This window comes from Enterococcus songbeiensis (genome assembly GCF_005405265.1).
Lineage (GTDB): Bacteria > Bacillota > Bacilli > Lactobacillales > Enterococcaceae > Enterococcus_C > Enterococcus_C songbeiensis.
This window is the reverse complement of record NZ_BJDS01000016.1, coordinates 1-24,456: the sequence shown is the minus strand read 5'-3', so window position 1 is coordinate 24,456 and position 24,456 is coordinate 1. Positions and strand designations below refer to the sequence as shown.

Sequence of the window (24,456 nt, the reverse complement as noted above, 5' to 3'; positions counted from 1 at the left end):
GTAGTTCTCAGAAAGTTACACTTACAATGAAAGTTATCTCATTTTTGTTTGTTAATAAAAATAAGATTGAGTGAAAAAATCCTTTATCTGCTTTGCGGATAAAGGATTTTTTTGTTTTTCTCATTTAATTAAATTCTGCCATGATTATCTAATTAAATGAGAAAAATTCTGAAATCCGGCGATTTTTTCAAAAAAAGTGAAATTATTTAAAAAGAAATCACTTGAATAAAGAAGTTGAGATATATCACCAATAAGAGCGCTTTCTAAAGGTGTGTAAATTATCAGAATAATGATAATTTACTGTTTTTTTATGCGAAAATGATGAAATTGCTATTGCTTTTTTAATAATTATTAATTAAAATTCTATTCAACTTCAGAAGTTGCTAAATTTTCTGAAAATTACAAACTAAAGGGGTAACGCAAATGAAAAAGAAATCGTTATTGGGCATCGTAGCAGTCTGCGGTTTCGTTCTTGCTGGATGTTATGGTGGCGGCAAATCCACAGATGACAGTGCAGCAGCGGGCGATTCAGGCAAAGGAGGCAGTAAACAAGTTTTTAACTTGGTCGTACCACAAGAAATGCCTACCGCTGATTTATCAGTAGCTACTGACACAATTAGTTTTACCGCGTTGAACAATGTGTATGAAGGTCTTTACCGTATTGATGAAGACAATCAACCCATTCCTGCCGGTGCAACCGAACTGGCAGAAGTCAGCGAAGACGGTTTAACGTACAAAGTAAAATTGCGTGAAGACGCTAAATGGTCTAATGGCGAGAACGTTACCGCAGCAGATTACGTCTATGGCTGGCAACGGACAGTTGATCCCAAAACCGCCTCTGAATATGCGTATCTTTACGAACCTGTAAAAAATGCGGCAGAAATCACAGCCGGCAAGAAAGACCCATCTGAATTAGGAATCAAAGCTGTAAGTGACTATGAATTGGAAATCACTTTGGCAAAAACCACACCTTACTTTGATTACTTGTTGGCCTTTGCTTCTTTCTTCCCACAAAGCCAAGCGGTTGTAGAAGAAAACGGCAAAGAATATGCTTCTGCCAGTGACAAAGCAGTTTATAATGGTCCATTTACTTTAGAAGAATTTGATGGTCCGGGTTCTGATACGGATTGGGTTTACAAGAAGAACGATCATTATTGGGATAAAGATTCTGTAAAATTAGATCAAATCAACGTCAGTGTTGTGAAAGAATCTTCCACTAGCTTGAACCTATTTAAAGATGGTCAAGCAGATGACGTTATCTTGACTGGTGAATTAGCACAACAAAATGCAAATGACGAAGCGTTCTATTCAGCAAAAGAAGCACGTACAACATATGCGGAATTCAATCAACGGGATGAAGATTCCCCATTCAACAATGCGAACTTGAGAAAAGCGTTCTCTTATGCAATCGATCGTGATGCATTGGTGGACAAAGTCTTGGGTGACGGTTCTGTTGTTTCCACCAGTTTGATTCCGGTAGACTTGGCTAAAAATCCTGAAACTGGGAAAGACTTCACCGAAGATGCCGGTACATTGGTTTCCTTTGATGCTGACAAAGCCAAAGAATATTGGGAAAAAGCGAAAAAAGAATTAGGAATCGACTCCTTAGAATTCGAATTGATGGCTTCTGATGATGATTCATCGAAGAAAGTAATCGAATACCTACAAAATGTATGGGAAGAAACATTGGATGGTGTCAAAGTCACACCAACACCTGTACCGTTCTCTGTTCGATTGGATCGTTCAAATTCTGGTGATTTCGATGTCGTATTAGGTGGTTGGGCAGCTGATTATTCTGATCCAAGCAGCTTTACTGACTTGTTCGTAACGGGAAATTCATACAACCGTGGCCAATGGAGCAACGCGAAATACGATGCCGCTGTCAAAGAATCCTCTTCAACAAATGCGGGAGATCCAGCAAAACGTTGGCAAAATATGCTGGATGCAAACCAAATCATCATGGATGAAATGGGCGTACTTCCAGTTTATCAAAAAGCAGAAGGACACTTGGTTAATCCGAAAATCAAAGGAATCGTTCACCACGGTGCCGGCGCTTCATGGGATTACAAATGGACTTATGTAGAAGAATAAAAGTAAGAGTTTGAACTTGAAAAAAAGTCGGGACATTAATCAACGATCGATTAATGCCCCGGACTTTGTTTTGTTCAACCTATAAATAATGGATTAAAAGCAGGAGAATGGAAAGTCCAATTAAACTCCCTGCGATAATCAGCCAAAAACGATAGGCATGAGCGCCGACTTGTGAAAGCGGCATGAAGTTAGATTTTTTCTTTTGTCTTCTTCCGAAGGCTTCATGCATCGAGCGTTGAAAGGTGTCGAAGAAGCCAGAAGAAAAAACCCATAACAAACTGCCGACAATCAAAAAAGGCAGTCCCACTAAAAAGAGAGAATCAGAAAGCTGGATAAGCGTAAAACTTTTTTGAAGAAAATGCCACAATAAGATGGCGGCGATTCCTAAAAGGGATAGAATATAGGGTAAGTTGCGTTTATTCATAAATAGGCTCCTTAAAGTTTATTCTTATATAATGTAGCGAAACCAGCAAAGAAAGTCAAAGACAAGAAAGAGTAGGGGGAAAAATAGTGAACAGTTTTATTAAATACTTTCTAAAACGTCTGCTTTTCGGTGTGATCACCTTGTGGCTGATTGCAACAGTAACTTTTTTCTTAATGAAATTACTGCCGGGCACACCGTATACCAATGCGGAACGGTTAAGCCCTGAGACCATCGAGTTGCTGAATAAGCAAGTTGGTTTAGACAAACCAGTATTGGTTCAATATGGCATTTATTTACAAAATTTGGTGCAATTTGATTTTGGTATTTCCTTCCAATTTAAAAATCAACCGGTTGCCGCTTTATTGGCTAATCGAATTGGACCTTCCTTGCAATTAGGGATGCAGGCCATCATCTTTGGAACATTGTTCGGTATTATTTTAGGAACGATTTCAGCAATGAAACAAAATTCCTGGGCAGATACGTTAGCAACCCTAGTGGCAATTTTAGGTCGTTCGATTCCAAACTTCGTATTTGCAGTTTTATTACAATATGTGTTTGCAATTCAGTTGCATATGTTGCCAATCGCAAAATGGGAAGGCTTTGCCTATACGATTTTACCAACCATCGCGTTAGCCATGTCGCCATTAGCCGATTCTGCCCGCTTTATTCGAACAGAAATGGTGGAAGTTATGCACAGTGACTTCGTCGAATTGGCTCGCGCGAAAGGGCTGGGGCGTTGGGAAATTGCCTTCAAGCATGGCTTGCGGAATAGTTTAATTCCATTACTGACATTATTAGGACCTTTGGCAGTTGGTTTGATGACTGGTTCTTTGGTTGTTGAAAACATCTTTGCTATTCCGGGAATCGGAGAACAATTTGTAAAATCGATCACCACGAATGATTACCCAACGATTATGGCAGTTACACTAATGTATTCTGGTATGTTAATCGTAGTCATTTTAATCGTCGATATTTTATATGGCATCGTTGATCCACGGATCCGCGTTTCAGAAGGGAGCAGAGGCTGATGGAAGTATCAAAAAACTACTCGGAAATCGCAAAAATTCCCGCAACAGACTTTGAATTGTTGCAAAAAGATACCGTAAAAGAACGGGAAGCAATCGCGGCTCCTTCATTGACCTTTTTACAGGATTCATGGCGGCGTTTGAGAAAAAACAAAGCGGCGGTTTTCTCCATGTCGTTACTTGGCATCATTATTCTGATCGCTTTTGTAACAATTTTTGTTTCTCCCCACAATCCGACGAAGCAAAATGTGAGCTATATTAATTTGCCCCCTCGAATTCCGGGAATCGATATTGATGGTTTGAACGGAAAAGCAATGGTGGGCGGAGAATTAGTCGACAAATATGCGCAAGCGAAAGTACCAGACAATGTAAATTTCTTTTTTGGTACAGATGGTTTAGGTCGGGACGTTTTGAGTCGCTTATTCATGGGAACACGAATTTCATTGTTGATTGCTTTTGTAGCGGCAATGTTTGATATCGTGATTGGTGTCAGCTACGGTTTGATTTCTGGATTAAAAGGCGGCACTACAGACAACTTGATGCAACGTTTCCTTGAAGTCCTTTCCGGGATTCCCAATCTGGTTGTAATGATTTTGATGCTGGTTATGTTCAAACCGGGGTTCATGTCGATTGTAGCGGCAATGGCAATCACCAACTGGATTCCTATGGCGCGGATTGTACGGGCACAGACCATGAAGCTGAAGGATCAGGAATTTGTTTTAGCAGCAAAAACACTGGGAGAAAGCAATGTCAAAATTGCCTTCAAACATATTCTGCCTAATATTTCCAGCGTAATCATCGTTCAGATGATGTTCAGTATTCCGACAGCGATTTTCTTTGAAGCTTTCCTAAGTTTTATCGGTTTAGGTTTGACACCACCTTCAGCTTCTCTAGGAATGATGTTGAGTGATGGCTACAAAACCTTCCAATATTTACCTTATCTATTATGGATTCCGGCAGTGACGCTGTCTGTGATCATGATTGGTTTTAACCTGTTGGCTGATGGCTTGCGGGATGCCTTTGATCCGAAAATGAAGGAGTGAGGACTATGAAAAAAGCACTAGAAGTAAAAGATTTAGAAATTTCATTTGATACTTACGCCGGAAAAGTTCGGGCGATTCGTAACGTCAGTTTTGATTTGAATGAAGGAGAGACCTTAGCAATCGTTGGAGAATCCGGTAGCGGCAAGTCCGTGACAACACGGACGATCATGCGCTTGTTGGCAAGCAACGCCAACATTGATAATGGGTCGATCTTATTTGAAGGAGAAGACTTGGTGCATAAGTCTGAAAAGGAAATGCAAAAAATCCGCGGAAAAGAAATCGCAATGATTTTTCAAGATCCAATGACTTCTCTTGATCCGACCATGACAATCGGCAAACAAGTGGCAGAGTCTTTGCGAATCCACAACAAAGTATCGAAAAAAGAAGCGATGGCTTCAGCGCTGGAACTATTGAAACTTGTCGGAATTCCAGATGCAGAAAAACGGTTAAAGAATTATCCCCACCAATTCTCCGGTGGACAACGCCAACGGATTGTGATTGCCATTGCGCTGATTTGTTACCCGAAAGTTCTGATTGCCGATGAGCCGACTACAGCACTAGATGTAACGATTCAGGCCCAAATTTTAGAATTATTGAAGGATATCCAACAAAAAATCAATACCTCAATTATTTTTATCACCCATGACCTTGGTGTCGTGGCAAATGTGGCTGATCGGGTGGCAGTTATGTATGGGGGAAGAATCATTGAAGTTGGAACAGCAGAAGAAATCTTTTATAATCCGCAACATCCGTATACATGGGGACTTTTAGGTTCCATGCCAACGTTGGAAGGAACCGGCGATCGATTGTATGCCATTCCCGGTTCTCCGCCAGATTTATTGAAGCCGCCAACAGGGGATGCGTTTTATCCTCGGAACGAATATGCGTTGAAAATTGATACCCAGCAAGCGCCACCATTTTTTGAGGTATCACCGACCCATAAAGCGGCAACGTGGCTTTTGGCACCACAAGCACCAAAAGTAGTGCCACCAAAAGAAATCCAAATTCGTTGGGAAAAATTCCGTTCCAAGCAAGCCAATGAAACAGCTTAAGCCGGCATTCCAATCATCTAATGGAACAAAGAAAATTAAGGACATTAAATAGAAATAAAGGAGGGAAGCCCGGTGAAAAAAGTCTTATTAAAAGTGGACGGCCTGAAACAATATTTTAACGTTGGTCGCAAAGACGAAGTAAAAGCCGTTGATGATATCAGCTTCCATATTTATGAAGGAGAAACGTTTGGTTTGGTGGGTGAATCTGGTAGTGGAAAATCAACGACTGGACGCACAATCATTCGACTGAACGAACCTACAGGCGGTGAAGTTGATTTTGACGGTGTGGATGTCACTAAAATCAAAGGCAAAGCGGCGTTGAAAGAATTTCGTCGAGACGTGCAGATGATTTTCCAAGATCCCTATGCTTCACTGAATCCTCGGATGAAGGTTCGCGATATCATTGCAGAAGGAATCGACATCAATGGGTTGGCAGCCTCTGACACGGAACGAAATAACCGCGTAGATGAACTGTTGAAGATTGTGGGCTTAAATCCCAGTCACGGTACCCGTTACCCCCATGAATTTTCTGGCGGGCAACGGCAACGGATCGGCATTGCTCGGGCGTTAGCTGTCAAACCCAAATTCATTATCTGTGACGAACCTATTTCGGCTTTGGACGTATCAATCCAAGCCCAAGTGGTAAATCTACTGCAGGATTTGCAAGCAGAACAAAATTTGACCTATCTGTTTATCGCCCATGATTTATCCATGGTGAAACACATTAGTGATCGAATTGGCGTGATGCACCATGGCAAATTATTGGAAGTCGGTACGAGTGATGCCATCTACCATCACGGTGTCCATCCTTATACAGAAAGTCTATTATCTGCGATTCCATTGCCTGATCCTGAGTATGAACGCACTCGCACACGAATCAAATATCAGTCAGAACCAGAGGATGGACGGGTTCGTGGAATGCATGAGATCGAAGAGGGACACTACATTTATTGTACAGAAGACGAAATCGCCTTCTACCAAAAGAAATTACAGAAAAAGAAAGAAGGCAGTTCTGTCGCAAGTTAAAGGGGTGTTTGGATAGATGTGCGTTTTAAAAGCTTATAAATTTCGACTCTACCCAACGGGCGAACAGCGACAATTTTTTATTGAAACTTTTGGCTGTGTTCGCTTTACTTATAACATGCTATTAAAGCAACGGCATATTGAGCAGCCCGCCGGAAAATTAACGCCGGCTAAATTAAAAGAAGACTTTCCTTTTTTAAAGAAGACCGATAGCCTTGCCTTGGCAAATGCTCAGATGAATTTGGAGCGAGCCTTTCGTAATTATTATGAGGGGCGTGCCGGCTATCCCAAACTGAAAACCAAAAGAAGCGTTTGGCAGTCGTATCGAACAAATAATCAGCAGCACACGATTTATTTTCAGGAAGGAAAACTAAAGCTCCCTAAGCTAAAAACCTTGATTCCTGTCAATATCCATCGAAGGGTCTACGGTCATATCAAGTCTGCCACCATTTCTGCTAAAAATGGTCAGGAATTTTATGTGTCGATCCTCTGCGAAGAAAAAATCGAACCACTGCCTCAAACCAATCAAGTCATCCAGCTGCACTTTTCACCGGAAACACTGGTTGAATCCTCTGAGCTTTCCTTTGATGTTCCTATTTTCTTATCAGAAAATGATCAGATTCGTTTGAAAAAAGCAGAGAAGAAATTGGCCACTCGGGCAAAGGCTGCTCAGAAGCGAAAGGTCCATTTGTCTGATGCGAAGAATTATCAAAAGCAAAAACACAAAGTTGCCACTCTTTACACTCGTTATTATGATCGAAAAAAAGCCTATCTTGATGAATTATCGATTGGCATTATTCGGCAATATGATGTGATTCACGTAACTAATCTTTGTCAGATGGAAGAAAAAGGCCTTTTTAGCGAATCAGATTGGCTGCACTTTATCCAAAAAATAAAGTACAAAAGCACGTGGTATGGCAAAACAATGCTCCTCAGTGAAGGACCAAGCAGTTGAAGAAAAGAAAGTAAGAACTGGAAGGGGCTCCAGGGATCGCCTAGGCCATAGAAAAAATTTGCAAAAATTTTTGTTTCTAGGAATCATTGCTCACTAATTATGATAAACCAAAAACAAACCCAGCGTTCCAAGGCTGAAAAGCCAATGGATGACGCTGGGTTTCTTTTATCCCTCTTCAGGAATAATCGATTCTTTTAGACGATAAATTTTGGAAGGACGACCAATTCCCACCGGACGTTCACCAATTTCATCAAAATATTGCAGCATTGCTTTTTTAAAGTTGGAATGGTCAATGGTTTTGAAATCCATACCTAAAAATTTAGCAAAAACTTTCCGTGCTTCGGTGATGGTGAAAGAATCTCCTAAAACTTGCAGCACAAGGGGTTCATGCTCCATCTTGTTTGCAATCCGGTTGAAGGCCTTCAAGATAATCTCGCTGTGGTCAAAAGCCAGTGTATCACGACCATAAGAGGTTCCGGTTTGCAGATCCAAGATAATCTCGACATCTCCGTTAGTCAAATGGATATTGTTGCGTTTGCGTTCCAACGTAAACCAACGGACTTCTGCGGCATCGTCACCGGCACTCAAAGGCTCTTCTCCAATGAAAGCCAAATAGCTGACGGTCACCACCCAACCACGAGGGTCACGGTCTGGTCGACTGAAGGTGTGCAGTTGTTCGATATTATGATTGGAAATCACCACGCCGGTTTCTTCTTTGGTTTCTCGAATGACGCTTTCGCCAGTCGATTCATTTGCTTCGACAAAGCCCCCCGGCAAAGCCCATGAGTTTTTATACGGATGACTTTTTCGTTGAATCAACAAGGTTTTGATCTGATCTTCTTCCTTGTTGTAACACATCAATACCATATCTACCGTTAAGGCAGGTTTTTCATATTCTGGCTGTTCTTGCTGCTTGTACCAGCGAAGAAACTCTTCTTCGCTTGCCTGTTGTTCAAAATATATTTTTTCTTCAGCTTTGGAAGAAAAGTGTTTCATAAATGGCACCTCGCTTGTTTTGATTGCTCATTCTTATTGTAGCACGCATAGAAAAAAAACAAACCGTTCAGCGAAAAATAAATGGCAAAATCAAGTTAAAGAGAAAAAATGCCAAATAAAAAGGAATCGCTTTTTTCACTTGTTCCCGCAAGCTGAGAAAGCCGCCGATACCGATAGCTCCCAAAAAAAGAACTCGAAGAATCTGTGTGAGTGTGACAAAGCCTTGCACACCTTGATGAAGATTAAAGTAGCCGTAGAGTCGCTGATAAAAAGTACAAAAAATCAGGTGGAGAATAGAAAGAATCAGAATGCCGATAAGAAAATTTCGATGTTTTTTTGTCATAGACAACTTCCTTTGTTTTGATCTTTTTTTATTATACCAAATATCTAGCGGCATGCAGGAAACAAAGGGGAAAGAATTCGCAATTTGGCGGAAAATTCTTAAACAAAACCTAATTTATGGTATACTATCAAAGAACATATTCACAGTAGTGAGAAGGAGGAAACACGCCCGTGGCTGAAAAAGATACTTTTTATATTACGACGCCGATTTACTATCCAAGTGGCAAATTACACATTGGAAACTCTTATACAACGATTGCCTGTGATGCAGTTGCTCGGTATAAGCGTTTAATGGGCTTTGATGTATTTTATTTAACAGGGGTCGACGAACACGGCCAAAAAATCGAAAAAAAATCTGAGGAATTAGGGGTCAAACCACAAGAATACGTGGATAAAATGGCTGCCGATATTCAAAAATTATGGAAAACCCTTGATATCAGCTATGATAAATTTATCCGCACGACGGATGATTACCACCAAAAAGCAGTTCAAAAGATTTTTGACCAGTTATTGGAACAAGGGGACATTTATCTTGGAGAATACGAAGGCTGGTACTCTGTATCAGATGAAGAATTTTTCACTGAAACCCAATTGGCTGAAGTTTATCGAGACGAAGAAGGCAACGTAATCGGCGGAAAAGCGCCAAGTGGACATGAAGTAGAATTAGTCAAAGAAGAATCCTATTTCTTCCGTATGAGCAAATATGCAGATCGTTTACTGGCCTATTATGACGAACACCCAGAATTCATTCAACCAGAATCCCGCAAGAATGAAATGATCAATAATTTTATCAAACCTGGATTAGAAGATTTAGCCGTTTCTCGGACGACCTTTACATGGGGAATCCCGGTAAAATCTGATCCACGACATATCGTTTATGTATGGATCGATGCGTTATCCAACTATATTACAGCATTGGGCTACGGCTCGGATGACGATAGCCTGTTCCAAAAATATTGGCCGGCAGATGTGCATATGGTCGGAAAAGAAATTGTGCGTTTCCACACGATTTATTGGCCAATCATGCTAATGGCATTAGACTTGCCATTGCCAAAGAAAATTTACGGTCATGGCTGGTTATTGATGAAAGACGGCAAAATGTCGAAATCAAAAGGTAACGTTGTCTATCCTGAAATGTTGGTAGAACGCTACGGACTTGATGCGTTACGTTATTATCTTTTACGGGCAGTTCCTTTTGGCAGTGATGGCGTGTTTACCCCTGAAGATTTTGTTTCCCGGGTAAATTATGATTTGGCAAATGATTTAGGAAATCTTCTAAACCGAACGATTGCCATGATTAACAAATATTGTGAAGGCACCGTGCCGGATTATGCATCAAAAGTGACGGCATTTGATAGTGAATTATCGACAACTGCCGCTAACGTGATCGGACGTTACCACCAAGCAATGGAAAAAATGGAATTCAATACAGCTTTAAGCGAGGTTTGGACGTTGATTTCCAGAGCCAATAAATACATTGATGAAACACAACCTTGGATTCTTGCAAAAGACGAAGAAAAACGCGGAGAGTTAAACAGTGTGATGGTCCATTTAGCAGAAAGCTTACGGATCGTTGCGATTTTATTGCAACCAATCATGACAGAAACACCGGCGAAAATCTTTGAACAACTGGGACTAGATGTGGAAGCAATGAATTTGCAAGAACTACATTTTGGCGAATTCCCAAGTGGAACCAAAGTCGTAGGTAAAGGAACGCCGATTTTCCCTCGTCTTGATATTGAGACGGAAGTAGAATTTATTCAGAAAAAAATGTCTGAAGGTGTTCAAACCGAGGAAGCCACTGTGAAGTGGAACCCTGAAGAAACTGAACTGGTTTCAACCAAAAAAGAAATCAAATACGATGATTTTGACAAAATCGAATTAAAAGTTGCAGAAGTCATTGACTGTCAAAAAGTCAAAGGTGCAGATAAGCTACTGCAATTCCGTTTAAATGCCGGAGATAAACAAGATCGCCAAATTCTATCGGGAATCGCTGAATTTTATAGTGATCCAGCTGCATTGATCGGTAAAAAGGTCGTGATTGTTGCCAACTTGAAACCACGAAGAATGCGAGGACAAGTCAGCCAAGGTATGATTTTATCCGCCGAAGATGAAGCAGGAAATTTAGCAATCGTCGAAGCACCAAAAGGGATGCCTAACGGAGCGATTATTGCGTAAATATAAGTGAGGATTTGGAATAGCTCTTATTCCAAATCCTTTTACTCTATTAAAGAGCAGGTTTTTTTCACTGCTACAGATTATTTGTTGATTTCTTTCCTAAAATGCGCATTTTTAAGAAATCTAAAAATGTTGCCCTATCAGATAATCTACTATATAATGATTGGTGTAATTATTTAATTTTCATGAGGGAGTAACTGGCAGCATACGCTGTGGCAACGTCACCAATCCTGGAAGAAATTTCTGGTGTTGCCTTAATTAGTGAGACTTATGTATGTTCGTTACATACACAGGTCTATTTTTTTTCAATTTTGAAAAATAGAGCGGTGTGTAGCGACAAAATCAAAGGAGGAGAAACATTGGCAGAGGAAACGAACAAAAAAGCGCAGGTAAACCAACCTTTCTATTCGCAAACTGACAGCGAAGTCTTGAAAGCGATGGATACTACCGTCGATGGACTATCGAGTGAAGAAGCAAAAAAACGTCTTTCACAATATGGTCCAAACGAATTGGATGAAGGTAAGAAAAAAACCATGTTCCAAAAATTTATGGAGCAATTCAAGGATCTGATGATTCTTGTCTTGTTGGTAGCGGCTGTTATTTCTGCAGCAGTTTCCCATGAAATCGTGGATGCTGCGATTATTTTAGCGGTTGTTATCATTAATGCAATCATGGGGGTTGTGCAAGAAGCGAAGGCAGAAGAAGCCATCGAATCTTTGCGAGAAATGTCTACACCAAATGCAAATGTTCTGCGGGATGGGCATACGATTACCATCAAGAGTGATGAATTAGTTCCAGGGGACATTGTTTTACTAGAAGCAGGAGATGTTGTTCCTGCAGATATGCGTTTAGTAGAAGTTAATTCGATGAAAATCGAAGAAGCTGCATTGACAGGTGAATCTGTGCCGGTTGAAAAAGAACTTGTTGTCCTTGAAGGTACAGAAATTGGTATCGGAGACCGCATCAACATGGCCTTCTCAAATAGTAACGTAACGTACGGTCGCGGAAAAGGGATCGTTGTCAATACGGGGATGAATACCGAAGTAGGGAAAATCGCCGGAATGTTGGCGCAAGCAGATGAAACAGAAACACCGTTGAAAAACAACTTGAACCATTTAGGTAAATTCCTGACAGCTGCTATCGTGGTTATTGCTGTTGTTATGTATTTTGTTGGTACACTGTTTAACGATACTTCATGGAGCGACATGTTGCTGACGTCAATTTCACTAGCCGTTGCGGCAATTCCAGAAGGTTTGCCAGCTATTGTTACAATCATCTTGGCATTGGGAACACAAGTCATGGCAAAACGAAATGCTGTCATCCGTAAATTGCCAGCTGTAGAAACATTAGGTTCAACAGACATCATTGCTTCTGATAAAACTGGAACACTGACACTGAACCAAATGACCGTTGAGAAATTGTATACAAATGATCGCCAATACAGCTCTTCACAACATATTCCTGAAGACAATATGGCATTAAAGATTATGAACTATGCGAATGATACAAAAATTGCCCAAGACGGTAGTTTGATTGGTGATCCGACAGAAACAGCCTTGGTTCAATTCGGAAATAATCAGGGCTTTAATGTAACAGCCAAAGTCCAAGAACAACCTCGGGTAGCCGAAATTCCTTTCGATTCTGAACGTAAATTGATGACAACAATCCACAAAGAAGCAGAAGGACGTTACTTAGTAGCTGTCAAAGGTGCTCCTGATGTCTTGTTAGGACGTGCTTCAAAAGTTCAAATCTTTGATGAAATCAAACCAATGACTAACAAAGAAGAACAAACAATTCTTGAAAACAACAAAGATATGGCAAAACAAGCTTTACGTGTTTTAGGAATGGCTTATAAATATGTGGATGCAATTCCAGAAAGCTTGGAATCAGACATCGTTGAAAATGATTTGATTTTTGCTGGTTTAGTCGGCATGATCGATCCAGAACGTTCTGAAGCTGCAGATGCTGTACGTGTAGCTAGAGAAGCTGGTATCCGTCCAATCATGATTACTGGGGATCACCGGGACACGGCAGAAGCAATTGCCGGACGTTTAGGGATCATCCAACCTGGTGACGATGCTGCAGTCTTGACTGGAGCAGAATTAAATCAAATGTCCGACGAAGAATTTGCACGTAATGTAGAAAAATATTCTGTTTATGCACGGGTTTCTCCTGAGCATAAAGTTCGTATCGTTAAAGCATGGCAAAAAGAAGGCAAAGTAGTTGCCATGACCGGTGACGGTGTTAATGATGCGCCTGCTTTGAAACAGGCGGATATTGGTATTGGTATGGGGATTACCGGGACAGAAGTTTCTAAAGGAGCTTCTGATATGGTACTTGCCGATGATAACTTTGCAACCATTGTCGTAGCGGTAGAAGAAGGACGTAAAGTTTTCTCAAATATTCAAAAAGCAGTTCAATATTTATTGGCAGCCAACTTAGGTGAAGTTTTAACCTTGTTCTTGGCAACTCTTTGGGGTTGGGATACGCTATTACCAATTCATTTGTTGTGGATCAACTTGGTAACCGATACATTCCCTGCTATCGCATTGGGAATGGAACCTGCCGAAAAAGATTTGATGGAACACAAGCCTCGTGGACGTAATTCGAACCTATTCTCAGGTGGCGTGTTAAGCAGTATTATTTATCAAGGGTTGCTGGAAGCAGCAACTGTTCTATTTGTATACTGGTCTGCCATTCAATGGCCAGTGCATGAAGGATATGATGCTATTCATGCGGATGCGTTGACGATGGCCTTTGCAACATTAGGTTTGATGCAATTGTTCCATGCCTTTAACGTGAAGTCTGTTCACCAATCATTATTCAAGGTAGGACCATTCCGCAACAAGACCTTCAACTGGGCAATCCTGTTGTCCTTTGCGTTAATGATGGTCATTATCATTGTTCCGGGATTAAATGACATTTTCCGCGTTGCACACCTTGATTTGTATCAATGGGGTATCGTGTTAGGTTCATCCTTTGCAATCATCCCGATTGTAGAAATCGTCAAAGCAATCCAACGGGCAATGGGCAAAAGCTAATGGAACTATTGATTGAAATAAAAAGTAAAAGAAAAGCCTTTTAAATGGGCTTTTCTTTTTTTACGAAAGATAGATTGAGATGAGAGTTCAATTATGATTTTAAATAGGGTAGAAAAAAGATGGTTTGACTAGTCAAGAGATGCTTTTTGGATGGTACTTAATCTGTTGTTTTGCTAGTGGTTTTGTTTACAAAATGGGTGAAAACATAAATAAAAACTTAATCGAGCCGAGGATGTCTGTTAGCTGTAACTAACAGGTACCTATTTTTTTATAAAAAAAGCACCACCTTTTCACCAAATCTGCTCCGATTAGCGTTGAAAAAGAGTTCTTGCAGAGGAAATGAACAGGTAGTCTGAATTTTTTGCACTTCTCTTTTTTGGAGAAAAAAAGGATGGTCGGTGAGAATTTGCCGGTCACTCTTCCCTAAAGTCGAAAAAAACGGTAAAATAGCCATAAATAGAGCAGAAAGTAGGAATAATTTGTGAGACCTAATTTAGGATTTTATGTTCAAGCAATTAATGATATCGTAAAAACAACCGAAGAAATCGGTGAAAAAATGAACCCCAGCTATGAAGCAATCCGTAAAGCAATCGATGAGGATAAAACAGCGGAAATCACAGCAGAACAACTGAAAGAAACTGTTGCGTTATTTAGCGAGGGAACGGTGAAATACAAAGACATGCTGAAACAGATCAGCAATTTGCGTCCACCGGCAAAAGTAATGGGAATCCATAAAAAATTTGAACGTTCATATGTTAAATATGTTGCCGGCTGTGAAGAAATGACGACCAGCCTCCAAGTAGAAGGAATTGATGTGGCGGCATTTGATGCCTCAGAGAAAAAACAAGACGAAGCCACAGACGAAATTTCTTTTGCGATTCAACGGATGACGAGTCTGTTGCTGAAATAAAACGTATCCAAAAAACGAGAGTTATCTAATTTAAATATAACGTTATTTTTAGGACAAAAATAAAAAGAACCGCTATACTTAACTCATAACCAACAACAACCTTTTTATTTTTCATTTTACTCCTTATAAGAGTAATTACTCCTTTTTCCATTGGGCTTAACCGACCCAATGGTTTTTTTATGTCTGTTATGAAATGATTTTATTTCGTCATTTAATTCTCTTTTATTCGTCTTTCTTCTTAAAATATGCTACTCTTTTCTGAAAAAAGGAGGTCGTGTCTTTTGACCGTTATCGAGCATTATATTCATGAAGCACCAGCTGAGCATCAGGCAATTTTAAACGAAGTCTATCAACTAATTAAGAAATTAATACCGGATGCAACAGAAAAAATCAGCTACGGAATGCCAACTTTTTATTTTCATGAAAACCTAGTGCATTTTGCTGCAGCGAAAAAACATCTGGGCTTTTATCCGACACCTTCAGCGATTGCGCAGTTTCAAGAAGAGCTGATAAATTACCCTTCTTCAAAAGGTGCTGTTCAGTTTGTCTACACGCAGCCATTACCGACGGAACTGATTAAAAAAATGGTTTTGTTTCGTAAAGAGGAAGTAGTGAAGAAGTTAGAATTGCCAAAATAGCAATCTCGTGCTATTCTAAATTTATTAAAAACGAAATGAGGGATCCTGCGTTGAAAAACTAACCAATTGATTGAAGCTGCATTAAGAGTGTGCCTAATTTATGATGTATTCAATAATTTATGGGGACAGTGTGCAGATTTTCAGGATTGGTGTGGTTTTTCAATTGGCGGGGTCTTTTTTGTCTATCCGTCTGCCGTGAAAGCCTGTCCTGAAAATAGGAGAGGTTTTTTTATTGAGGTGATGAAAAAAATGACAATTACAATTAAAAATTTAACGTTTGGCTTTGATAGTCAGACAATCAATCTTTTTGACCACACAAATCTAACGATTGACACCAATTGGAAATTGGGTTTGATTGGGCGAAATGGTCGAGGAAAAACGACACTACTGAATTTATTGAGGGGAAAACTACCTTATAGCGGGAAAATCGAGCATCAAATGACCTTCACTTATTTTCCTCAAAAAATTGAGGATAAGCAGCAGTTGACCTACTATGTCTTGCAGGAATTATCCGATTTTGAGCAATGGAAGATCGAACGGGAGCTGAATTTGCTGCAGGTAGACCCGGAAATTTTATGGCGGGAATTTTCCAGCCTTTCAGGGGGAGAACAGACAAAAGTTTTATTGGCTTTATTGTTTGTAGACGATGTGAATTTCCCCTTGATCGATGAACCCACCAATCACTTGGATATCGTTGCCCGGCAACAGGTAGCGGATTATTTGCGGGAAAAACGGCAGGGGTTTATCGTGGTCAGTCATGATCGACGATTTGTCGATGAAGTCGTGGATCATATTTTATCTATCGAGAAAAGTCAACTGGTTTTGTATCAGGGTAATTTTTCGGTTTATGAAGAACAAAAACGATTGCGGGATCAGCATGAGCAGGAAGAAAATGCCAAGCTGAAAAAAGAAATTGGACGTTTGAAACAAACTGCCGCTGAAAAAGCAGAATGGTCGCGTTCCCGTGAAGGAGATAAAACGAAAAAGAAAAAAGGGTTTATCGACACGGAAGCCCGACGAACGAATAAAGGAGCTATCGGTGCGGATGCTGCCCGCACCATGAAACGTTCCAAGGCAATTGTGAAACGTATGACCGATCAGGTATCGGAAAAAGAAAAACTGTTAAAAGATATCGAGTATATCGACCCGTTAACGATGAATTTTCAGCCGAGTTATCATAAATCACTGTTGCAGGTCGAAAATCTGCAGTTAAGCTATGAAAAGCCCCTGTTTGCCCCAATCACCTTTGATTTGGAAAAAGGGCAACGTATCGCCTTACGGGGAGCAAACGGATCAGGAAAATCTTCCATTATTAATTATTTGTTGGGACAATTTAACGGAGAAGCAACTGGGAAAATTCTCCGTCCGCAAAATGTTGCTATCAGTTATGTTCGGCAAAATTATGAGGACAATCGGGGGACGTTGACAGAATTTGCAGAGGAACATCATTTGTCCTATCAAGAATTATTAAACAATTTGCGTAAATTAGGTGTTGAGCGAACCGTTTTTCAAAATCGAATTGAGCAAATGAGTATGGGTCAGCGGAAAAGAGTTGAGCTGGCAAAATCTTTGGCAACACCCGCAGAACTATTTATTTGGGATGAGCCGTTGAATTATTTGGATGTCTTCAATCAAGAACAGTTGGAGCAGATTATTCAAGAAATTCAACCAACGATGCTAATCGTAGAGCATGATGAAACGTTTTTACAAAATGTGGCAACGCAAATCGTTACGTTGCAGCCAGAATAAGAAAAACGCCAAAACAACCGTTATTGCGGTCTGTTTTGGCGTTTTTTTATTTTTGATTAATTTTCAACATTACGAACGTAGTCGTCGAAGTATTTGATCAAATCAGCTTTTACTTTTTGATAATCTTCTTCGCTGTATTCTTTGGCTTCGACTTTTCCGTTAAAAAAAGGGAGATTTAATTCTTCCTTTAAACGTGCAACAACTTCATCTTGATTCATTCAGAGTTCCTTCTTTCTTTCGTCTTAAAAAAGCTGAAAGGCAGCGGTCAAGGCTTCATACTCATCCCGCATTTTTGCCAAACGTTTCTCAAGGGAAGGCAGGTCATCATCCGCATGGAACAACACCTGCTTTAGTTCAAAATAAAAATCATCGAAAGCATTGATGAAGTTTTCCACTTCGGTTGTTTGCAACTGGGGATTTTGATCACAGCGGACATAGGTTTTTTCCGCAATGGCATAGGCCTCGGCAGTCGTCAAAATAGCCAGATTTTCGTTGTAGCGGCGGCTTAGCACCAAGTCGTACACCGATTGGCATTTATTCAACAGATTAGAAAAATCCTTAAGCAATAATTCTACAGGGGTTTTCGTAAACATAAGATTCCTCCATTAGTTTTCAAATAAAACACAAACAGTTTCCGGTGCGTAGACATCTTTTTGAAGCAGAGTCAATTTACCGGATTCACTGTCGCGACGGTAAAGAGTCAAATTGTCGCTGTTTTGATTCGCTGCTACGAGATAGTGATCGCTTGGATCTAAGGCAAAATCCCGTGGAAAGTCGCCTTCTGTAGAAATGTGTTGAACAAAGGCAAGCTGTTGTCCGTTGTCTGCCGTTTGAAAAACAGCGATGGAATTATGTCCCCGGTTTGATGCATAAACGAAGCGACCGTCATTAGAAACACGAATGGCAGCCCCACCATTAAATTCATGAAAATCTTCCGGCAAGGTAGAAATTTTTTGTAACGCCGCAAAGCTGCCATCTTCTTTGTTGTAACGCAGTACTGTAATCGTACTGTCCAATTCACCAAAAAGATAAGCAATTTCTTTGTTTGGATGAAACGCCAAATGACGGGGACCAGTTTTGTCTTCTGCAACATAAACGGCAACTTCTGAAAGTTTGCCTTCGATGGAAACATCGTAGGTGTACACACGATCTGTACCAAGATCGCAAACAGCCAGCCGCCCATCTGGTGTTAGGTCAGTATAATGGACATGGGGTTTGTCTTGATTTTCGTGGCTGCCGGTCGGTTCGTCATGGTACAAAGCATCTGATGCTGCCAAAGAGCCGTCTGCCAGAATGCGGTAGACATTGACTTCCCCCTTGTGGTAGTTGGCGCCATAGACTAATTTACGTGGTTCGTCAACGGAGACGTAACAAAGGGGAGCACCTTCTTCGGTAATGGCATTTAAAAAGGTAAAATTCTCATTGTAAGCCGCACAACCGCCTTGGCCTTCCACGGAAGTTACCGAGTAAGTATTGCTGTCTTTGCTGCGGGCAAGATAGGTTGGGCTATTTTCTGATGCAACAAGTTCTAATTGTTCCAGTGTTTCTTTTTCGGTGTCTAGTACGATTGAGTAGATGCCTTTGCTTTCTCGGCGAGTATACGTACCAAGCAATATTTTTTTTAACATAAGCTACCTCCTAAGAAATGAATACTCTTTTATTTTACCATATAAAGGATTGTCAGCGTTCACCAAATGATCGACTGTGTTATAATATTTTTGAATGGACGAAAGGAGATCGAAGCTATGACAAAAGGAAAAATCGTTGCGATTGGCAAAGAAGCCATCGATGAAAATGAAAAAATTTTGCTTTTCTTCGGAGACGGGGCGACGGAGGGCTTGAAACGTTATTCGGTGATTCAGGAGATTTCAGATCCGAAAACCATCGAAATCAAGCAAGGAGACCAAATTACTTTTGGAGATAAATCCTATGTGGTGACTTTTACCGGAAATACTGTCAATCAAAATCTGCACTCATTGCAACACGTGACCTTTGTTTTTGACGAAGTACCGGAAACTAATGTGATCGCCAACGGGGTCTATTTAGCACCAGATGCATTACCGAAAATTGCAGTCGGGATGACAGTTACTTATCCATAGGAGGTCGTGATGGAACGAAAAGACAAACACAAACTTTCCTGGTTTTGGAAATGGTTTTTGAATAATCAATTTGTGACAGCATTGCTGATTATTCTGCTGATCCTGTTGATTCTCAATGCTTTTACAAAGGTTTCATATCTGTTTACACCAGTGGTTCAATTTATTGGTGTTGTGAGTCTGCCCATTGTCATGGCGGGAATTTTGTATTACTTGATGAATCCGGCAGTTGATTTTTTAGAGAAAAAAGGGTTAAAACGTGTTTATAGTATCACTTTGCTGTTTTTACTGTTGATTGGCTTGCTTGTTTGGGGAATTGTGGTCATTGTACCAAAAATCCGTGAGCAATCGTTAAGCTTTGCCGAAAATTTTCCCGGGTATCTGACAGTGGTGGATGATAAGGTACAGGAAATATTGAATGATCCGATTTTTTCACAGATTCAAGATCAAGTCGAAGAATACGGCGATAAAGTAATGAGTTGGTTGACTGCTTTTATTCAGGATTTTTCAAAATCAACGATTGAAAATATCGGTCATTTTGTCGGTGCAGTGGCAACAGTGGTGGTGGCGATTTTAACGATGCCGTTTATCCTCTTTTATTTATTGAAAGACGGACGTAACCTTGCACCTTATTTTGTGAAATTTTTGCCGACTCGCTTGCGGAAACCAACTTTGAAAGTTTTAAAAGAGGTTAATGAACAAGTTTCTTCCTACATTCGTGGGCAGTTGACGGTTGCGTTGGCCGTAGGAATTATGTTTATCATTGGTTTTTCAATCATCGGATTGGAGTATGCCGTTACTTTGGGAATCATCGCAGGATTTTTAAATTTGATTCCTTACTTAGGCTCATTTTTGGCAATGGTTCCAGTGGTTTTTCTGGCAATCGTAGTGGGACCTTTCATGCTGGTAAAGGTTTTGATTGTTTTTGTCATCGAGCAGACAATTGAAGGACGGTTGATTTCGCCGTTGGTTTTAGGCAGTCAGTTGTCGATCCATCCGGTAACAATTCTGTTGGTTCTGCTGACTTCTGGAAAACTTTTTGGTGTTATCGGCGTTATCTTCGGGATTCCTGTCTATGCAGCCGCCAAAGTGGTGATTACCCACTTATTTGAATGGTATCGCAGCATTTCCGGTTTGTATGAAAAAGAACCAGAGGAAATCAAAAAAGAATAAGTTTCTGCAGATGAAAAAATCCGACCAATAGCAAAGCTGCTGCATTATTAAACAGCGGGAAACTTTTGCTATTGGTCGGATTTTTTTTGCCATATTTTTTGTCGCCTTGATTCATTTAATTAAGCAGCGAGCTGCCCTAATGCCCGCATTCCGCCAATCACATGGACAGCAGTAAACCCTTTGCTGGTTAGGTAATTCGCAATGATTTCGGAACGACGACCAGAATAACTGATGATGTAATAGGTTTTTGTCATATCTAAGGTATTCAAGCTACCAGGGATGCTGGTGGCAGGAATCGATTGAGCGGTTGCTAAGTGGCGAAGGTCAAAATCTTGAGTATCACGAATATCGAGAATCGCGAGATCTTTTTCTGCACGCAAGGAATTGAAATCTTGCATCGAAATAGAGGTCATTTTTTTACCAACTTTCATTTTGTAAGATGGTAGAATTTTAGGACATTTCCATAGAATTTTCAACCTTTCTGATTAATTGTAAGAAAATAATGAGCAAGATTTTCAGAAAGTAGTTGCAGGCAGAGATTCATTGGTTTTTTTGTCAGAGAAAATAAGAGAAAAAATGAGAAAAAACGCTATAAAAAATCAAAGCATGTCGAATTGACGATAAAGTTTCTCCAAATCAGCGATCTCTTGCGTGATTGTTTTACCAATTGTCGTGTCTTTGACGGTGGTCCGTTTTTTTGCCACAGCAACTAAACGAAGGACGGATAAAATGTCGGTTCCGTTGGTCACAGCATCCGCCACGGAAGTAAAAGGCTGGTGGGCAGCTAGTTGTATACCGTAGCTGTTAGCTAACAAGGTGTAACCGGCGATGCCGGTTTTTTTCTGGTAACCTTTTGCATAGCCACCATCAATTACGATTAATTTGCCGTTAGCTTTGATTGGATTTTCCCCATTTTTTTCTTGAACGGGGGTATGTCCGTTGATGATATGTCCACTTTCCGGCAAACCAAACAGTGTGAGAATTTCACGGCATGTCTGTTCTTCCTTTCGCAGACGATAGTAGGCGTTCTTTTTCTCATAGTGGGTATGGGAATCTTTTAAATAATAGCGCTCAAAGGTCGTCATGGCTTCTTTGCCGAACAAAGAAGAGCATTCTCCCATCCAGAGATACCATAATAGATCGGTGGCTAGATCGGTTTGTTTTTCTGGTTCGTGATAGCTTTTGCGAATTTGCTGTTCATAATAATCCAGCAGGTCTTTACCGGCATAATTGATTCCTTCTATCCGCAGTGATTTTAAATCGCCGTTTTCATGAAGAGGAATACACCCGTGAAACAATAAATTATTATTGAAGCAAAGATACATACCACCTTTTTCCATTAAGAAATCGGTATGTCGAGTTAATTTTTCAGACTGCTGAAATGAAGCAAGCAGTCGTTGAATCAACTGATTTTCTTCCTCTGTCAAAGCAGTAGGATCAGTAGGATCAATCGTTGGGGCGTAAAAATCAGTCAAGGGGTAGCTGCCGCTGTCTAAATGAATCCGTTGTGTCGGAAAATGAATCCGCTCCAAGACATTTCGCTGCTGCAATAAGAAGCAAGGTCGCCGCTGGATTAGTTGTCCTTCTAATTTGAATTGCAAAATTGCTGCTGCTTGCTGCACCTGATTAAGAAGTTTTCTTTCCTCTTTGTGATGGCAGGGAACGTCATCGAATTTAGGATCAAAAGCCGGAGAAACGGTGTAACGTTTGCTATAGTGCAGTAAAGGGCGCAAATTGATGCCGTAACTGTCTTCTAATAAGGCGAGATTATTGTAACGGGCGCAGATGCGAATCACGTTCATCATTGCAACAGGAGAGCCGGCAACCGCCGCAAGCCAAATCAAATCGTGGTTGCCCCATTGGATGTCGACGGAGGGAAGTTGCATCAATCGCTCGATGATTGCATCAGGTTTAGGTCCTCGATCAAAAATATCTCCGACCACATGCAAATGATCCACCACCAAACGTTGAATTGTATACGAAAGAGCCACGATCAACGCCTCGGCTTGTTCAAGAGCAATTAATTTTGTAATGATTCCTTCGAAATAATCGATTTTATCTTTTTGCGCTTCGACTTCGCTTAATAATTCTTCTAAAATGTAAGCAAATTGAGGTGGCAATGTTTTGCGGACTTTTGAACGGGTATATTTTCGTCCGGCATAATTGGTTACCCGCAGCAAAGCCAGTAATTGTTGGCGAAACCAGACGGGGCGTTTTTCAGGAGACAGCTGTAACTGTTTCATTTTTTCTTCCGGGTAATAGATCAGTGTACATAAGTCCAGTAATTGTTCCTCGGAAAACGTGGGGAAACATTCTCGAACTTTTTCTTTCACACTTCCTGAACCATTACGTAAAACATGATCGAATGCTGCGAATTCACCGTGGATATCACTGACAAAGTGTTCGGTGCCTTTTGGCAGGCGATGAATCGCTTCTAAATTGATCAATTCCGTCAAAACGGCTTCTTTCGTTGCAAATTTTTCTTTCAATAGGTGCAAGTATTTTTCTTCCACGATTTTCGCTCCTTTTTACATGGTCACTTTCCAATATAGCAAATAACAAATTAAAAGTATAGGTGTAAATAATGATATTTCACGCTAATTATTCGTGTTATAGGATAAATGGTATACATGGTGTTTTCTGAGAAAAAATAAGTAGCGAAGAGGAAATCGCTGTAGAAATCAAAAAATAGATTACAAAGCGACCTCTTTTTTTTGCAGGAAAAAACGAATAATTTGCGGTAATCTGCTTTTTTTCAAGGGATATCAGTTGCGCCATTTCTGGTTTGTCAGTAAAATGTTGATGGGACAGAAGGGAGCAATAGGCATGGTAGAATTTACTGTAGGTAGACAGTCACGTATCAAGACGATTGCAATTCGTGTAAAAAACCGTGATAAAATGATTGAGTTTTATCGTGATATGATTGGCTTTTCTTTGAAACGAGAAGAAAACGAACTAGCGATTTTTGGGACGATTGATCAACCAAATGAATTGTTGTGGTTGGAGGAAAGCCCACGAGCAGAAGACTTTTTAGGAGAAATCAAAAAATTACAGCGCCTGCGTTTAGTCGTATCGGATACCGAAGCAGCGGAAATTTTGAAACGCTTGAATGATCGGGAGTACGCGCTTGAATATGCAACCTATGAACAAGCTTGGGGAATTTTAGTGGCAGATCCGGAAGGCAATCCGCTGGAAATTTATTATGAAGCAACTGAAACAGCACCGGAAGAATTAGCAACGCAAGCGACAGGCACCTTTGCCGGTTTGACAGAGCCCGCTCATTTTGGAAAAGTTCATCTTCACGCCAGCAATTTAAACGAAGAAGTCCTCTTTTTTGACGAATATTTGAAGTTAGCTGATTTTGCCGCAGCAGATGGAACGTCAGAAGCGAGCTTCGAGGTGGAATTAACAGAAGCCCATGGTGGAACGATTGATCTGGAAACCCACAAAGTATTAGGGTTGGATTTTTTCAAGGTGAGCGTAACAAATCAAGAATTAGAAGCGTTGGAAAATCGCTTGGAAGCGAAGAAACAATCGTTTTATTACGATAAGAAAAAAGGTATCTTAACTATTTATGATGCTATTGGTCTTGAATGGTGGTTTGTGGCAGATGCCGCAAACTAAACAGAAAATAGAAAAAAAAGGCTCTTTGTCAAATAGTGTTGTTTTGAATTAAATCTGGAAAAGAGAGCATTCCGGTGTTCTCTTTTTTTGTTATTT

22 protein-coding genes are annotated in these 24,456 nt (G+C 40.4%); 14 read left to right on the top strand and 8 right to left on the bottom strand.

Annotated features, from left to right (window positions below):
- The first annotated feature begins 423 nt into the window (after positions 1–423).
- Positions 424–2,091, top strand: a complete 1,668-nt coding sequence (locus FFM66_RS08485) for a peptide ABC transporter substrate-binding protein (RefSeq protein ID WP_137605624.1) — start codon at positions 424–426, stop codon at positions 2,089–2,091.
- Between the two features lie 79 nt (positions 2,092–2,170).
- Here the strand turns inward: FFM66_RS08485 and FFM66_RS08480 are convergent, their stop codons facing one another.
- A complete protein-coding gene (locus FFM66_RS08480) occupies positions 2,171–2,515 on the bottom strand; it encodes a DUF3899 domain-containing protein (protein WP_137605623.1) in 345 nt (114 codons plus the stop codon).
- A gap of 86 nt (positions 2,516–2,601) precedes the next feature.
- On the opposite strand from FFM66_RS08480, the gene opp3b reads away from it, so the two are divergent.
- The 5 genes from opp3b (at position 2,602) to FFM66_RS08455 (ending at position 7,613) form a co-directional block, all read left to right on the top strand.
- Positions 2,602–3,543 carry an oligopeptide ABC transporter permease gene (gene opp3b, locus FFM66_RS08475; protein ID WP_048603870.1) on the top strand — a complete coding sequence of 314 codons (942 nt, stop codon included), beginning with the start codon at positions 2,602–2,604 and terminating at the stop codon, positions 3,541–3,543.
- Entirely contained in the window at positions 3,543–4,583 is a 1,041-nt protein-coding gene (locus tag FFM66_RS08470) for an ABC transporter permease (protein ID WP_048603871.1), read from the top strand. The genes opp3b and FFM66_RS08470 overlap by 1 nt, the downstream gene beginning before the upstream one ends.
- A 5-nt stretch (positions 4,584–4,588) precedes the next feature.
- Complete coding sequence (locus tag FFM66_RS08465) at positions 4,589–5,635, top strand: ABC transporter ATP-binding protein (RefSeq protein WP_048603872.1); 1,047 nt, start codon at positions 4,589–4,591, stop codon at positions 5,633–5,635.
- Between the two features lie 72 nt (positions 5,636–5,707).
- Positions 5,708–6,661: an ABC transporter ATP-binding protein gene (locus FFM66_RS08460; protein ID WP_137605622.1), complete on the top strand. Its 954-nt coding sequence runs from the start codon at positions 5,708–5,710 to the stop codon at positions 6,659–6,661.
- Between the two features lie 16 nt (positions 6,662–6,677).
- Entirely contained in the window at positions 6,678–7,613 is a 936-nt protein-coding gene (locus tag FFM66_RS08455; protein WP_137605621.1) for an RNA-guided endonuclease InsQ/TnpB family protein, read from the top strand.
- Positions 7,614–7,778: 165 nt separating this feature from the next.
- Here FFM66_RS08455 and FFM66_RS08450 read toward each other — a convergent pair whose 3' ends face one another.
- A complete protein-coding gene (locus tag FFM66_RS08450; RefSeq protein ID WP_048603875.1) occupies positions 7,779–8,609 on the bottom strand; it encodes an NUDIX hydrolase in 831 nt (276 codons plus the stop codon).
- Between the two features lie 67 nt (positions 8,610–8,676).
- Entirely contained in the window at positions 8,677–8,952 is a 276-nt protein-coding gene (locus FFM66_RS08445; protein WP_137605620.1) for a hypothetical protein, read from the bottom strand.
- A gap of 170 nt (positions 8,953–9,122) precedes the next feature.
- Between FFM66_RS08445 and metG the strand changes: the two genes are divergently transcribed.
- The 5 genes from metG to FFM66_RS08420 all read left to right on the top strand — a co-directional run bounded on the left by metG (position 9,123) and on the right by FFM66_RS08420 (position 17,467).
- Positions 9,123–11,129: a methionine--tRNA ligase gene (metG, locus tag FFM66_RS08440; protein WP_137605619.1), complete on the top strand. Its 2,007-nt coding sequence runs from the start codon at positions 9,123–9,125 to the stop codon at positions 11,127–11,129.
- A gap of 359 nt (positions 11,130–11,488) precedes the next feature.
- Positions 11,489–14,170 carry a cation-translocating P-type ATPase gene (locus tag FFM66_RS08435; RefSeq protein WP_137605618.1) on the top strand — a complete coding sequence of 894 codons (2,682 nt, stop codon included), beginning with the start codon at positions 11,489–11,491 and terminating at the stop codon, positions 14,168–14,170.
- Positions 14,171–14,651: 481 nt separating this feature from the next.
- A complete protein-coding gene (locus FFM66_RS08430; RefSeq protein WP_048603879.1) occupies positions 14,652–15,080 on the top strand; it encodes a hypothetical protein in 429 nt (142 codons plus the stop codon).
- A gap of 281 nt (positions 15,081–15,361) precedes the next feature.
- The gene (locus tag FFM66_RS08425) at positions 15,362–15,718 is read left to right on the top strand and encodes an iron chaperone (RefSeq protein WP_048603880.1); all 357 of its coding nucleotides are present in this window, start codon (positions 15,362–15,364) and stop codon (positions 15,716–15,718) included.
- 249 nt (positions 15,719–15,967) lie between these two features.
- Positions 15,968–17,467, top strand: a complete 1,500-nt coding sequence (locus FFM66_RS08420) for an Lsa family ABC-F type ribosomal protection protein (protein ID WP_371851517.1) — start codon at positions 15,968–15,970, stop codon at positions 17,465–17,467.
- A gap of 56 nt (positions 17,468–17,523) precedes the next feature.
- Here the strand turns inward: FFM66_RS08420 and FFM66_RS11380 are convergent, their stop codons facing one another.
- The 3 genes from FFM66_RS11380 to FFM66_RS08410 are packed head-to-tail and all read right to left on the bottom strand — an operon-like array spanning position 17,524 to position 19,095.
- The gene (locus tag FFM66_RS11380; protein ID WP_171000827.1) at positions 17,524–17,685 is read right to left on the bottom strand and encodes a hypothetical protein; all 162 of its coding nucleotides are present in this window, start codon (positions 17,683–17,685) and stop codon (positions 17,524–17,526) included.
- Between the two features lie 24 nt (positions 17,686–17,709).
- A complete protein-coding gene (locus FFM66_RS08415) occupies positions 17,710–18,060 on the bottom strand; it encodes a hypothetical protein (protein WP_048603882.1) in 351 nt (116 codons plus the stop codon).
- A gap of 12 nt (positions 18,061–18,072) precedes the next feature.
- Positions 18,073–19,095 carry a lactonase family protein gene (locus FFM66_RS08410; protein WP_048603883.1) on the bottom strand — a complete coding sequence of 341 codons (1,023 nt, stop codon included), beginning with the start codon at positions 19,093–19,095 and terminating at the stop codon, positions 18,073–18,075.
- A 117-nt stretch (positions 19,096–19,212) separates the two neighbouring features.
- On the opposite strand from FFM66_RS08410, the gene FFM66_RS08405 reads away from it, so the two are divergent.
- Positions 19,213–19,566 (top strand): PTS glucitol/sorbitol transporter subunit IIA, encoded by a 354-nt coding sequence (locus FFM66_RS08405; protein ID WP_048603884.1) that lies wholly within the window; start codon positions 19,213–19,215, stop codon positions 19,564–19,566.
- A gap of 9 nt (positions 19,567–19,575) precedes the next feature.
- The gene (locus FFM66_RS08400) at positions 19,576–20,736 is read left to right on the top strand and encodes an AI-2E family transporter (protein WP_137605615.1); all 1,161 of its coding nucleotides are present in this window, start codon (positions 19,576–19,578) and stop codon (positions 20,734–20,736) included.
- Between the two features lie 119 nt (positions 20,737–20,855).
- On the opposite strand, the gene FFM66_RS08395 is transcribed toward FFM66_RS08400, so the two are convergent.
- Together FFM66_RS08395 and FFM66_RS08390 are read right to left on the bottom strand one after the other, a co-directional pair.
- A complete protein-coding gene (locus FFM66_RS08395; RefSeq protein ID WP_048604183.1) occupies positions 20,856–21,149 on the bottom strand; it encodes a rhodanese-like domain-containing protein in 294 nt (97 codons plus the stop codon).
- A 186-nt stretch (positions 21,150–21,335) separates the two neighbouring features.
- The gene (locus FFM66_RS08390) at positions 21,336–23,249 is read right to left on the bottom strand and encodes a fructose-1,6-bisphosphatase (RefSeq protein WP_137605614.1); all 1,914 of its coding nucleotides are present in this window, start codon (positions 23,247–23,249) and stop codon (positions 21,336–21,338) included.
- A 313-nt stretch (positions 23,250–23,562) separates the two neighbouring features.
- Between FFM66_RS08390 and FFM66_RS08385 the strand changes: the two genes are divergently transcribed.
- Positions 23,563–24,360 carry a CppA N-terminal domain-containing protein gene (locus tag FFM66_RS08385; protein WP_137605613.1) on the top strand — a complete coding sequence of 266 codons (798 nt, stop codon included), beginning with the start codon at positions 23,563–23,565 and terminating at the stop codon, positions 24,358–24,360.
- The last annotated feature ends 96 nt before the right edge of the window (positions 24,361–24,456 follow it).